Annotated in this window: 13 protein-coding genes and 1 pseudogene; 7 read left to right on the top strand and 7 right to left on the bottom strand. The window is 62.9% G+C overall.

Features of this window, described 5'->3' with window-relative positions:
* From VFL62_RS20050 to VFL62_RS20065, 4 genes are all read right to left on the bottom strand, one after another.
* On the bottom strand, positions 1–203 hold a 203-nt coding region (locus tag VFL62_RS20050), incomplete at its 3' end, for a DUF1275 family protein (RefSeq protein WP_325174123.1).
* An 84-nt stretch (positions 204–287) separates the two neighbouring features.
* Entirely contained in the window at positions 288–2,336 is a 2,049-nt protein-coding gene (locus VFL62_RS20055) for an elongation factor G (RefSeq protein ID WP_325174124.1), read from the bottom strand.
* A gap of 154 nt (positions 2,337–2,490) precedes the next feature.
* Positions 2,491–2,964: a DUF992 domain-containing protein gene (locus tag VFL62_RS20060; RefSeq protein ID WP_325174125.1), complete on the bottom strand. Its 474-nt coding sequence runs from the start codon at positions 2,962–2,964 to the stop codon at positions 2,491–2,493.
* A 233-nt stretch (positions 2,965–3,197) separates the two neighbouring features.
* Positions 3,198–4,400, bottom strand: a complete 1,203-nt coding sequence (locus VFL62_RS20065) for a pyridoxal phosphate-dependent aminotransferase (protein WP_325174126.1) — start codon at positions 4,398–4,400, stop codon at positions 3,198–3,200.
* Positions 4,401–4,584: 184 nt separating this feature from the next.
* Here VFL62_RS20065 and VFL62_RS20070 point away from each other — a divergent pair, with 184 nt between their 5' ends.
* The 3 genes from VFL62_RS20070 to VFL62_RS20080 all read left to right on the top strand — a co-directional run bounded on the left by VFL62_RS20070 (position 4,585) and on the right by VFL62_RS20080 (position 7,175).
* Complete coding sequence (locus VFL62_RS20070; protein ID WP_325174127.1) at positions 4,585–5,838, top strand: glycosyltransferase family 87 protein; 1,254 nt, start codon at positions 4,585–4,587, stop codon at positions 5,836–5,838.
* 300 nt (positions 5,839–6,138) lie between these two features.
* Positions 6,139–6,798: a glutathione S-transferase family protein gene (locus tag VFL62_RS20075; protein WP_325174128.1), complete on the top strand. Its 660-nt coding sequence runs from the start codon at positions 6,139–6,141 to the stop codon at positions 6,796–6,798.
* Positions 6,799–6,998: 200 nt separating this feature from the next.
* Entirely contained in the window at positions 6,999–7,175 is a 177-nt protein-coding gene (locus VFL62_RS20080; RefSeq protein WP_325174129.1) for a hypothetical protein, read from the top strand.
* A 208-nt stretch (positions 7,176–7,383) separates the two neighbouring features.
* Here the strand turns inward: VFL62_RS20080 and VFL62_RS20085 are convergent, their stop codons facing one another.
* A complete protein-coding gene (locus tag VFL62_RS20085) occupies positions 7,384–7,737 on the bottom strand; it encodes a DMT family protein (protein ID WP_325174130.1) in 354 nt (117 codons plus the stop codon).
* On the opposite strand from VFL62_RS20085, the gene VFL62_RS20090 reads away from it, so the two are divergent.
* The 4 genes and pseudogenes from VFL62_RS20090 to VFL62_RS20105 form a co-directional block, all read left to right on the top strand.
* Positions 7,676–7,891, top strand: coding sequence for a hypothetical protein (locus VFL62_RS20090; RefSeq protein WP_325174163.1), 216 nt, complete (start codon positions 7,676–7,678; stop codon positions 7,889–7,891). The two genes, VFL62_RS20085 and VFL62_RS20090, sit on opposite strands and share 62 nt — an antisense overlap.
* 74 nt (positions 7,892–7,965) lie before the next feature.
* Complete coding sequence (locus VFL62_RS20095) at positions 7,966–8,781, top strand: PAS-domain containing protein (RefSeq protein WP_325174161.1); 816 nt, start codon at positions 7,966–7,968, stop codon at positions 8,779–8,781.
* Positions 8,782–8,850: 69 nt separating this feature from the next.
* A complete protein-coding gene (locus VFL62_RS20100) occupies positions 8,851–9,312 on the top strand; it encodes a GNAT family N-acetyltransferase (protein WP_325174131.1) in 462 nt (153 codons plus the stop codon).
* A gap of 322 nt (positions 9,313–9,634) precedes the next feature.
* Positions 9,635–9,985: pseudogene (locus tag VFL62_RS20105) on the top strand (aldo/keto reductase); the annotation flags it as partial.
* Positions 9,986–10,161: 176 nt separating this feature from the next.
* Here VFL62_RS20105 and VFL62_RS20110 read toward each other — a convergent pair.
* Complete coding sequence (locus tag VFL62_RS20110; RefSeq protein ID WP_414644786.1) at positions 10,162–11,400, bottom strand: DUF1501 domain-containing protein; 1,239 nt, start codon at positions 11,398–11,400, stop codon at positions 10,162–10,164.
* Complete coding sequence (locus tag VFL62_RS20115; protein ID WP_325174133.1) at positions 11,397–12,920, bottom strand: DUF1800 domain-containing protein; 1,524 nt, start codon at positions 12,918–12,920, stop codon at positions 11,397–11,399. The genes VFL62_RS20110 and VFL62_RS20115 overlap by 4 nt, the downstream gene beginning before the upstream one ends.
* Positions 12,921–13,059 lie beyond the last annotated feature (139 nt).

The following is a 13,059-nucleotide window of genomic DNA, read 5'->3' on the forward strand; positions in this document are numbered from 1 at the left end:
GCCACGAACAACACGATCAAACCGAGCGCATTGGCTGCGGCCTGCCAGTTCGCCTCCGCGAGGCTCACGCCCATTCGCGTCGAGTTGCCACTCATGAAGGAGACGAACAGCCCGCCGAGATGAAGGAAGCCGATTCCGTCGATATAGCCGGCGAGCGCACTCAGCGAGCAGGCCAGCGCAATGTTGCGGCGTGAATCGAGCATAAGGAAACTTCAAGGAGGATCAGAACAGAAATGCGCGCCGCCATTGCCGAAGCAAGAGCGGCGCGCAAGGCACGGAGCGCAGAACTAGGCCGCGACGCGATGGGCGGCGATGATCTGGTCGGCCGCTTTGCCCGTCACTTCCGCCATGCGCTCGAACTGCCGCGTGAAGCTGCCGGCACCGGCGGTTGCCGATCGCAGTTCCACGATCAATTCGCCGATCTCCGCCTCCGGCATCGTCGCGCGAACACGATCCCACCCCGGCCATCCCTCGCGGGTGTCGAAGCCGAGAATCTGTCCGCGGCGTCCCGACAGGATGGCGTTGATCTTTGCGGTCGCATCGGTCGGACAGACGATCTCGACGATGTGGATCGGCTCAAGCAACACCGGCTGACATTGCGGCAGCGCTTCGCTGACGCCGATCCGCGCCGCGGTACGGAACGCAAGGTCCGAGGAATCCACGCTGTGATAGGAGCCATCAGTCAACGTCACCGCGACATCGATCACCGGGAAGCCAAGTGGCCCCCGCAACAGGCCGTCGACGACGCCCTCCTCGACCGCCGGGATGTAGTTGCGCGGCACCGCGCCGCCGACAACCTTCTCGTGAAATTCGAAACCAGAGCCGCGCGGCATCGGCTTGATATCGAGCACGACGTCACCGAACTGGCCGTGACCGCCCGACTGTTTCTTGTGCCGGCCGCGCTGGGTGATCGGCTTGCGAATGGTCTCCTGATAGCCGATCGCGGGCGCATGCGACTTGATGTTGACGCCGAACCGGTCGCGCAGCCGTTCGAGCGCAACGCGCAAGTGCATTTCGCCCTGGCCCCACAACACGGTGTCGTGGGTACGCGGATTCTGCACCATGGTCAGGGACGGATCTTCCTCGTTCAAGCGCAGCAGGGCTTGTCCGAGCTTGACATCGTCCTTCCGGTCGGCGGCCGCCACCGCGAGCGCCAGCACCGGCGGCAATGGTTCGACATGGACCAGCGCCTGCGGCGCGGTCTTTCCGGTCGAGAGCGTATCACCGGTCTTGACCGTATCGAGCTTGCCGAGCGCGACCGTTTCGCCGGCCTCGGCCGATGGCCGCTTGTTGTCCTGCCCGACATACAAAGCTGAAACGCCCGATATCCGGCCCGCTTCGCCGGACGAGGCATGGATCGTCGCGCCGTCATCGAGCCGTCCGGAGAGAACGCGCGCGAAGGACAGCTTGCCGCCATGCTGCAGATGCACCGTCTTGAAGACGTAAGCTAGCGCTTCTTTCGAGGCTGCAAGACCGAGCCGCTTGGCGGTTTCGGCAACGCCAGGCGCTTCGTGCCGCAGCGCTTTCATCAGGCGCAGCACGCCGTTCTCGCGCGCCGCCGAGCCGAGCAAGACCGGACAAATCTGCCCTTCGCGCAGCTCGCGAGCGAGGTCGTCGAATATGGCATCGCGCGGCGGCGTGATGTCCTCGAGCAATTGCTCCATCAGCGCATCGTCATGATCGGCAAGCTTCTCCAGCATCGAGAAGCGCGCCTCCTTCTCGCGGTCAAGGTTGCTGCCATCGAGCGCCACCACTTCCGACGCCTTGTGCTCGCGATAGACAAACGCGCGCTCGAGCGCCAGGTCGACGAAGCCCTCGATCAGGTCGCCGTTCCAGATCGGGATCTGGCGCAGCACCAGCGGGATTCTCGACGCCGGCTGCAGGGTCGCAAGCGTCTCACGGATGCGCTTGTTGGCGCGGTCGATCTTGTTGAGAAACAGAAAACGCGGAATGTTCAGTTCTTCGAGTTCACGCAGGATGATCTGGAGCTGCGGCAGCTTTTTCTCGTCGGCCTCGCAAACAACGACCGCCGCATCGACCGCGGGAAGCACGGAACGCATGTCGTGGGCGAATTCAACGGAGCCCGGACAATCGATGAAAGTGTAGCTGTCGCCCATGAAGCTGGTAGTGACCGCTGTCAGACCAACGCCCATCTTGTGACGGCGCGCTTCCGCGCTGGAATCGCCAACGGACGTACCGGCGTCAACGCTGCCGGCGCGCGTGGTCGCGCCCGTACGTGCCAATATCGCTTCTAAAAGTGTGGTTTTACCGCTTTGGAAAGGGCCCACCAGCGCGATGCACCGTGGACCTCGGGGACTTCTGACGTCCTGTCCCATTGCCGCCTCCTCTGTGGAGCTCGGCCCGTGATTGGGTCGGCAACAGTGTATGCTCTTCCTCCGTCACAGATTTGGCAAGGAAGAAAATCGCTGCGGTGCATCGACCAAAGAATCGTTCCGCCGCCCAAGGCGGCGGAGCGGATATGATCTGCAATTATCGTCCCGGGCGCAGTTCCAGGCTCTCAAGTCCCGCGGCGACGCTCAAACCGACCTGGCCCTGCAAGCTCAGCGGCTGTAATGCGATCGAATTATTGGAGCCTCCGACCAGCACATTGCCGCCGGCGCCCACCCCGATCGTGGCACTGCCCTGCGCGCCGGCATAATTGCCGGAGAGATCGCCCGGCCCAAGCCGCCTGGTCGGTGCGAACACACCCCAGGCAAGCGCCGTTTCCTGGGTAATGCCGAGATCGACGCCGACCTTGCGGATGGTCGCGACGTAGCGGTCTTCCGGTATGCCGTCGATCCGCAGCACGCAGCCAAGATTGGTAACCGAGCCGACGATGAAGCCGATGCTGGCCCCGCCGCGGCATTCGAGCACGCCGACCTGAACCCTCTCCTGGGCACTGGCGCCCACGATTGAGCCGGTCAGCGCGGCGGCCATGCCGGCAAGGATGATCAAACGACGCATGTGAAAAGTCTCCGACTGAAAAGTGTGTGATGCGAGCCGAGAATGAACGAGCGCCCTGCCCCGGGCAGGTGCCTTCTCTATGGCACAAGTTTTCGGCTTGCTCCAGTTCCTGCGCAGAACGAAGTCGTGCGCTACTGATCCGGGGCCCACGTTAACCACGTAGATCCCGGATCTGCGGCGCACCGCTTAAGACACGCTGGACCGCGTCCGGGACACGCGAGACGACCGCGTGCCTAGCGCAGATTGCCGCAGAAGCGCTGGATGCGCTTGCAGGCGTCTTCGAGGTCGGAGGTCTTGGTAGCATAGGAGATGCGGAACGCCGGTCCGAGGCCAAACGCCGAGCCCTGCACCACCGCCACACCTTCGCTTTCCAGGAGTTCGGTGACGAAATCCTGGTCGTTGGCGAGTACCTTGCCGGACGGCGAAGTCTTGCCGATGGTGCCGGCGCAGGACGGGTACACGTAGAAGGCGCCTTCCGGCCGCGGACAATCGATGCCTTTGGCCTGGTTCAGCATCGAAACCACGAGGTCACGCCGCTCCTTGAACACCTTGTTGTTCGCCGGGATGAAATCCTGCGGACCATTGAGCGCCTCGACTGCCGCCCATTGCGCGATCGACGACGGGTTCGAGGTCGATTGCGACTGGATCGTCGACATCGCCTTGATCAGCGGCACCGGCCCGCCGGCGTAACCGATGCGCCAGCCCGTCATGCAATAGGCCTTGGAGACGCCGTTCACGGTCAGCGTGCGCTCGTAGAGCCTCGGCTCGATCTGCGCCGGCGTCGTGAACACGAAGTCGTCGTAGACCAGGTGCTCATACATGTCGTCGGTCATCACCCAGACATGGGGATGTTTCACCAACACGTCAGTGATCGCCTTGAGCTCGTTGCGCGTATAGGCCGCGCCGGTCGGGTTCGAGGGCGAGTTGAGAATGATCCACTTGGTCTTCGCTGTGATCGCCTTTTCCAGCGCTTCGGGCTGCAGCTTGAAGCCATGCTCCGCCGTGCACACGACCGAGACCGGCTCGCCACCGGCGAGCGCCACCATTTCCGGATAGCTCACCCAGTACGGCGCGGGAATGATCACCTCGTCGCCCGGATTGATGGTCGCCATCAGCGCATTGTAGAGCACCTGCTTGCCGCCGGTGCCGACGATGATCTGGTTCGGCTTGTACGACAGGCCGTTCTCGCGCTCGAACTTGGCAACGATCGCCTGCTTGAGCTCTGGAATGCCGTCGACCGCGGTGTACTTGGTCTTTCCGGCCTCGATCGCATGGATCGCCGCAAGCTTGATATTGGCCGGCGTGTCGAAGTCAGGCTCGCCGGCGCCGAGACCGATCACGTTGCGTCCCGCCGCTTTCAGCTCGCGCGCTTTATCCGTGACCGCGATGGTCGCGGACGGCTTCACGCGGTCGAGTGCGGCGGACAGGAAAGGCATCATGATCTCCCGGCAAACGTCGTGTGTTCAAAGACAGCACGACTCGATGTGAATGGAATGTCTGGCACCCTAAAACGGTGCTCGCAGCACCGCAAGAAGCTTGGCCCGAAAGGGCCAAACTTTAGAGATCGTTAAACGGCAACGGCTAGCGTTCCACGCAACATTCATACAATTCAGCGGCAAAATGGCTCATTTCTGGCAACGCCTGCGATCCGGCGACTGGCTGACGGCCGCGCGTGCACGCGCCTACAGCCTGATCCTGCTCTGCCTCTGCATCGCGGCGACGGTCGGCTGGATCGTGCTGTCGGACGGTCTGATCGACCATAACGGCAAGCCCATCGGCACCGACTTCTCCAGCTTCTATGCCGCAGGCTCGCTGGCGCTCGAGGGTCATGCGGCCAATGCCTACATACCCGCCCTGCACTATGCCCGCGAGCAAAGCCTGTTCGGCGAGGCGACACCCTACTACAGCTGGAATTATCCGCCGGTGTTCCTGCTCATCGCCGCCCCCCTTGCGCTGTTGCCCTATCCGCTCGCACTCGCCGTGTTTCAGGCGAGCGGCTTTCTGCTCTATCTTTCGGTCATCGCGACGATCCTCGCGCCAGTGCGACCACGAAATCCGGTCATCGCGCGGAACTGGTTGCCGGTGGCGGCGGCCTATCCGGCCGTCTTCATCAATCTCGGTCACGGCCAGAACGGTTTTCTGACCGCAGGCCTTCTCGGCGCCGCGCTGGCGGCGCTGGAGCGGCCCGTTCTCTCGGGCCTGTGCATCGGTCTTCTCTCCTACAAGCCGCAATTTGCGCTCGTCATCCCCATCGCCTTGCTCGCCGCCGGATGCTGGGGCGTGATCGTATCCGCTGCACTGACCGTGGTGACGCTGATCGCTGCATCCTGCTTCGCTTTCGGCATCGATAGCTGGACGGCGTTCATTGGCTCGACCGGCACGTCGCGGAAGGTCCTATTGGAACAGGGCGCCGCCGGCTTCGAAAAATTGCAAAGCGCCTTTGCCGCCGTGCGGCTCTGGGGCGGCAGCGTACCGCTCGCTTATGCCGTGCAGAGCGTGGTATCGGCGCTCGCCGTGCTGGCGACCGCATGGGCGTGGCGAGCATCGAACGATCGCGCACTCAAGGCCGCGCTACTGGTTTGCGCGACCGCGCTCACCTCGCCGCATCTTCTGGACTACGACCTCGTGCTGCTCGCTCCGGCGCTCGCTTTCCTGACCCTTGCCATCTACGAAGACGGTGCGCGCGACTTTGACAAAACCTTACTGGCACTGATCTGGATCATGCCACTGCTCACCCGCAGCGTGGCCGGGCTCACCAGCATTCCGCTCGGCCTTCTCGCGACACTCGCATTGTTCGCGCTGGTGCTGCGGCGCCTGTATCGACAACGCGACCACGTCGCCAGCGAAGCGGATTCGACATTCGCTTACCCGTAGCCGCGTTGCGATGCGAACGTCACCCCTGAAAAGCGATAGTTGCTGGTGGTCCATTGATTCCAGCATTCGCAGCATTGGCGCCGACGAGGGTTGGAAAGGGTCACCAGGTTACTTGGACTATCGCAAGTGTGATCTGATTTGTTGCAACGTGTTGGAAAGTTGTTGCTCGTCGTTGCACTGCGGTAGATGTTTTTGACCTAATCCAGTTTCAACCCTTGCGGCGCATCCGCATCGGCATCATTGTTTGGCCAAGTTGCGGGAGGAGAAGCCGCCCGCGCATCACGGTCGAACTGTTTCGCAATGTACAATCTTTATTCCATGCAGCGGTCCGGGAACAGCTACAAGGTCCGCCTGGCCCTGGCGCTGCTCAATGCGCCCTATCATGCGATAGAAATCGATATTCTGCGCGGCGAAAGCCGCACGCCGGAATTTCTGGCGAAAAATCCGAGCGGACAGGTTCCGCTGCTCGAAGTCGCCGAGGGGCGTTACCTCGCGGAATCCAACGCCATCCTTTGGTACGTTGCGCGCGGAACGTCGCTGGCACCGGAGTCGCCGATCGAACGTGCCGAAGCGCTGCAATGGATGTTCTTCGAACAGCACGCGCTGGAGCCCAATATCGGCGCGGCCTATTTCTGGCTTGCACTGGTCCGAGGCGGCCGTGATCTGCAAACTCATGCGCTGGAAGACTGGATGGAGCGTGGCTACGCGGCGCTTCAGGTGATGGAAAACCATCTCAAAACGCACGACTACTTCGCCGCCGGCCAGTTCACGATCGCGGACATCGCGCTGTACGGTTACACCCACGTCGCCGACCAATGCGACTACGACCTTGCCGCCTTCCCGGCCGTTCGCGCCTGGCTGAAGCGCGTCGAGGAAGTCCCCGGCTTTGTCGCCATGGATTGGGCGCCCACGGCCGGATCGGAGCTGACGTTGGCGACCGACCTGGCCGCAAACTCGTAAACTGGACGCCGAACAGCGGGAAAATGGGGGTGACTTGCGGGGATAATGGGCATAGCGAACTTTTCGCCCTTGTTTTGCCGCTTTCTGCGAGCCTTCGCCGCAATCTTGCCAGCGAAAACTGTCACAAAATCGCTTAGCGCGGGTGATTCGCCCGTGAGCGCAGGCGATTGGCCCGCGTTAAGGTTTTAAGGATTTGGACCATGACCCGGTCTTCAGGCGCCGCAGGCTTTAGCTGCCCAGCGGTCGCTGTGGCATCACCCCGCCTGATGGACGCTGTTGCGGCGTCGCTGGCGATCGCCTCGATGTCGCTTTGCCTGATGGTCACCCTCACCGTGCTGGCACACAAGGTCGGCGCGGGAGTGCCGCTGCCGGCATAGATATCATTTCATCAAGCCATTTTGGTTGTGTGCCGGCTTGTTGCCTGTGCAGTCTTGGTGGGCTTACGCGATGATCCGCATCGCGACCGAGTGACGATGAAGAGTCCGACGACACTGGTTACGGCGGCGCTTGTAGCGGCGATTCTGGTGGCTGCATCATGTTTGATCGCCACCGGTACGCGTGGTGGGGACGCTCACTCGCCCGCCGTTACGACCATTGGTGAAAGATGAAATACGCGCCGAGCGCGATGAAGCCAAATCCCAGCCCGTGATTCCAGCCTAGCGGCTGCTTCAGGTACAGCACCGAAAAGCCGGCGAACACGACCAGTGTAATCACCTCCTGGATCGTCTTCAGTTGTGCGGCGCTATAGACTGCGCTGCCCCAGCGATTGGCCGGCACCGCCAGCCAATACTCGAAGAAGGCGATGCCCCAGCTCACCAGGATCACAACCGGCAACCAATGGTTTTTGTATTTGAGATGGCCGTACCAGGCGAACGTCATGAAAATATTGGATCCGAACAACATCAACACTGGCAAAATTGCCGGCGGCACCGTGGGCATGGACTTCCTTTCGAGTTTTGCTGGGCTGGGCGTGACAAGGGGGATGGGGCGGGCAAAGCCTAACCCTGCGAACCGCAGCTGGTTCCCTCGCAATCAGTACCATTCGATGCAAAAGCGCCGAACAGTTGTCAGGACGTCGTCAACGGCTTTTTAAGGTTAGGGCGAGAAACCTCGCTGACATCCCGGCGCAATCCATCAAACTGGCAGCATCATTGTTGTGTGCAAATGATGCAGTTCGACTGGCGCGCCACTCTTGGACCAGCCCTGACCGTCACGACGGCATTGGGTGCGTTCGCGGCCAATCATCTGCTGTCATCCGTTCCCAACCCCGCGCCGCTGTTCGTTTGTATCGTGGCGCTCGCCGGCTCGTTCGCAGGCCTTCGCTCGAGCCTTGCGAGCGCGGCCCTCGCGCTGAGCGCATCGGCGCTGTTCTTTTCCGCCCATGGCGTTCCGATCACCGCCTCCGCGCCGGAGTTGACCCGGCTTCTGATACTCGCGGTCGCGACTATCGGCACAGCGATCCTGACCGGCCTGTTGCGACAGCGGCTGGTCGACACGCTGGTCTGGGAGCGGCGCCATCATGCGACGGCCGAACGGCTTTCGGCTGCGCTCGATCAAGTCGACATCGGCATCGTGCTCTTGGATTCCGACACCCGCGCCGAATTCATCAACCGCGCCTTCCGCCAATACTTCGCCCTGCCCGACGAGAAGGCCGACAGCAAGCCGCCGTTCATCGCATTGATGTATCACGGTCGCGACACCGGCGCCTTTGAGATGCCGCAGGAAGAGCTGAGCAGCTTCATTGCACGCCGCATGGAGCTGGTTCGCGCCGGCGATTCCACGCCGATCAACATCAATCTCAGCGACGGTCAGGTGCTTCGCTTCAGCTGTACGGCATTGCCTGACGGCGGGCGGATGCTGAGCTATACGCCGGTCACCGAGCTCGTGCGGCGCACCGACGATCCGGCCTATGCCGAGCATTATCGCCAGATGCGGAAGAACCGGTTGGGCGGCCCGTTCTCGAATCTTCGCGCAGCCGAATAGCAGGGAAGATCCGGTTGATCGCGCGGCCATCGCCGCTAAAATCGATCGGTCCCTTCGCCGAATCAAGCCATGTCCGCTTCCCTTCTCGTCCGCCCCGTCACCCGCTCCGACTACGCGCAATGGCTGCCGCTATGGGACGGCTACAACGCGTTCTATGGCCGTGCCGGCGACACCGCGCTGGAGGGCGACATCACGCAGATGACATGGGCGCGCTTCTTCGATGCCTACGAGCCGGTGCATGCCCTGGTGGCCGAAAGCGGCGACCGGCTCGTCGGACTGGCGCATTATCTCTTCCATCGCTCGACGACCGCGATCGCGCCCGTGTGTTATTTGCAAGACCTGTTCACCGACGGCGCGGCGCGCGGACAGGGAGTTGGTGGAGCGCTCATCGGCGAAGTCTATGCGTGCGCCCGCAAGGCCGGATCTCCGCGCGTCTACTGGCAGACGCATGAGACCAATCGCACGGCGCAGGCGCTTTATGACAAGCTCGCCGAGCGCTCCGGCTTCATCGTCTACCGCAAGGTATTTTAATGCAGGCGGCCGGATCCTGGGGAATTTAACAGCCGAGCTCCGCGAAACCGCAGGTTGAATATCGGCTGTGGATAAATCGGCCTGTCATGGCTGCGTTACAATGCGGGACTAGCCTCAACGAGCGTTTGATCAGGCCCCCCGTCGACGATCACGCGCGCCCCCAGCGGTCCCCGTCAGTCGCCGCGTCTGACCGGGGCCGCATCTTTTTGTCCCCTGCTTCCAGCAACCCTGGTATTTCCGGCGCGTTCGGTCGTCGCGCGGCTTGCGCGTGCCGGCCCCGCGGTCAAAAATGAGCGCATCAATGATACGTTCGGGATGATTGATGGAAATTCGCAACCTCGGCAGTTCGGGCCTTCGCGTCTCGGCCGTCGGTCTCGGCTGTAACAACTTTGGCCAGCGCACCGACCTCGAAGCCTCGCGCAACGTGATCCACAAGGCGCTCGACCTCGGCATCACGCTGTAAGGACATCGTGCTGGCGACCAAATTCTCGAAGCCGATGAGCCATGACGGCACCCAACAAGGCGCCTCCCGCCGGTACATCATGTCTGCGGTCGAAGCGGCTGAAGACCGACTATATCGATGTCTACCAGCAGCACGACTACGACGAACTGACGCCAATTGACGAAACGCTGCGGGCGCTCGACGATCTGATCCCGGCAAGGCAAGGTGCGAGAACGTCCAGGCAGTCGCGTGGAAACTGAGCGCCGAAGAGATGGCCGAAATCGACAAGATCACGGTGTAACAGCGTCATTCCGGGATGGTCCGAAGGACCAGACCCGGAATGACGAGATTCCGGATTCGAAGCTTCGCATCGCTCCGGAATGACCTCGTCAACCCCTGTCTGGTAATTACCCCACCAGCCCCTGCATCGGCTTCACGTGCGCGCTATCGGGAAAGACGTTCTTGGCCAGCACAGTTTCACTGATGCCGAGATGGTCGCGCAGGATGCCTTTGAGTGCGGCACGCAGATCGACGGTCGGTGCCAGGTCGCGGCCTTCGTAGAGATTGGCGACCTTTAGTCCCGGCCAATCCGCAATCACCCGACCGCCCTTCAAGGCGCCGCCGGCGAGCAGCGCGACGGTACCGGTTCCGTGATCGGTGCCTTCGGTGCCGTTGATCCGGGCGGTGCGGCCGAATTCGGTCGCAACCACCACGACCGTGTCGCGCCAACGCTCGCCGAGCCCGCTCTGGAATTCGCCAAGCGCACCATCAAGGCCGGACAGCAGTTGCGCCAGCCGTCCGACCGGGCCGCCTTCATTGGCATGAGTGTCCCAACCGTCGAAGGCGAGCGCGGCGATGCGCGGCCCGTCATCGCCAGCCATGACCTTGGCCGCGCCACGCGCCACCTGACGCATCATGGCGATGTTGTTGCCGCCGCCCTTTGGCTTCATCTCATCGCCGCTTGCGGTTTTTTCCAGTTGCAGACCTTGCGACAAAGCCGATGCCAGCGCCGGATCGCGATGCTGGTAGAGATCGAGCAGGCGCGCGGCGGTATCGTCGGCTGCCGGCGGCAAGGTCACCGGCGCCCAGCCGACCGTCGGCGCCGCGCCGCGCAGCACCAGTGGCGTGGTAGGTCCGACCGCAAGGGCGCTGGTGACGTGTTCGCCTTTCGGCAAGCCTTCGAGCGCGCGGTTGAGCCAGCCGGACTGCACGCGGCCGGGACCGGCAAAGCCGCTCTCGAGCACGTCCTGGCCGTCAAAATGCGAGCGGTCGCGGTAGGGCGTCGACACCGCATGGATCACGGCGGCTTGCTTGTCACGATACATCCGCGCGAATTCCGGCATCGAGGGATGCAGCGCGAAGAAGGAATCCAGCATGGTTGCGGCGTGCGGTCCATCCGCCGAGAGCGCGATCGAACCATGCAAATCGGCATAATCGGGATCGCCGACCGGCGCGACCGTCGCCAGCCCATCAAGCGCGCCGCGCAGAATAATCGTGATAAGGCGCGGATCGCGCCCATCGGCGGCGCGCGCGAACTTCGGCAAATAGGCCCAGGCCGCGAAGGTTGCGCCGCCGAGCAATAGCGCGCGCCGCGAGGTGACGAGCCGATTTTCACAGCAGTCCATCGTCGTTTCCATTGCCGTCATCTCCTCTGGAATTCGGGCGACATCAACAGCAGCGCCAGGGCTTGCTGCCGCGATTCTGCGCGCTCGATCGTGCGTCGTGTTTCCTGCGATGAGGCATCGGCCGCAACCAGCTCCAGCAGTTCGCGCGCGTCGGCATTGTCGCCAAGGCGCGAGGCGACCTGCGCCGCGATGTCGAGCCGCAACTTCATGCCTTCCGGCGCCGCCCACGCCGCGTTGCTGTCCGGGAATCCGTTCGGACCCGATGGCGTCCACAACGGCTGGCCGAGCAGGTTGAGCCCGCCGAGATAGCGAGCGGGATCGTCCGGCATGCGAGCGACCAGCCGGCCGGTCGCAACCAGATACTCGTAAGGGCTGCGAATCTTGGTAAGCGGCCCGGCCCACGCCTCATCGGAATCGATCAGCGTGGTCGCCAGGGCCAAAAGATCGCCATCGGTCTTGCGGAACACTTCCTCCAACCGCGCGACCAGCGCGGCGGGCGGATCGTCGGCGACAAAGTGCCGGGCAAATTTGCCGGCGATGAATTTCGCGGTCGAGGGATGGCGCGCGATATCGGCGAGCGCGCTCTCGCCCTGCGACACGCCGGTGTCGGGATAGCTCTTGCCGAGCAGGGTCTGGACTCCCGGCTCGTGCGCATTGGCATTGAACACGAACGTGCCGGGCGCTCCCAATTGCCCTCGTCGCCCCGCAAACGTCCAACCGGTGATGATCCGCGCGAGCGAAGTCACGTCGTCCTGGGTGTAACCGCCGCCCACGCCGAGCGTGTGCAGTTCCATGATTTCGCGGGCGAGATTTTCGTTCAGGCCGCGCTTGCGGTTCTGCCCGGCGCGGGAGTCCGGTCCCAGCGATTGCTGATTATCGAGAAAGAACAGCATCGCCGGATGCTGCTCGACCGCGCGCAGCATCTCGCTGAAGCGCCCGAGTACATGCGGCCGGATCGCCTCGCGCTCGAACGCACCTGCCCAGATCCGTGTCAGCTCGCCTTTGGCGGCGGAAATGCAGAAATGATTTGACCAGAAAGTCACCAGCCGCTCGGCAAACCCGCACTCGGCCCCGACCGCACGCTGCAAGCGCGCCAGCGCCTCGGCACGGAATGTCTTCTGGATCACGTTAAGCGGTTTGGCGGGCGCTGCGGCTTCGTTCATCTGCGCCGCGGCGTTGGCCGGAGACTTTTCCATGGCTTTGTCGTCCATGGATCTATCCGCCGGCTTGGCTTCCGATGGCTTGTCGGGCGCCTCCATCGTGGCCGGTTTTTCTACGGCGGCCATCTCCGCCGGCTTGCCCTTGGCAGCCTCGCGCGCCGCCTTCACTTCCGCCTGATACGCGAACACGGCTTGCGCCAGCTCCGGCGTGCCCGGCAGTCCCGGCATTTCGAGCCGCGCGCCGCCGGGACGACCAAGCTCGGCCTTGACGAAGCCGCGCGGATCGGACGCGGCGCTGAGAAAATCGCCCGCCGCGCCGCCGCGCGCGCCAAAGCCGAACCGGTTGAGCGCCATCAAAGCCATTTGCGGATCGCGGGCCATCGGAATTTTCCCATGCTGTCAACGGGCGACGCAACGCGTATATTAGGCGTGCATCTGATACCTGAAGCGATGAACCACACATGAAAAACGCGGCGAAGTTTCGTTACCTTTCATGACAAATCGTTTAGAAACGCCGCCG

Source organism: Bradyrhizobium sp., assembly GCF_035701725.1.
GTDB lineage: Bacteria > Pseudomonadota > Alphaproteobacteria > Rhizobiales > Xanthobacteraceae > Bradyrhizobium.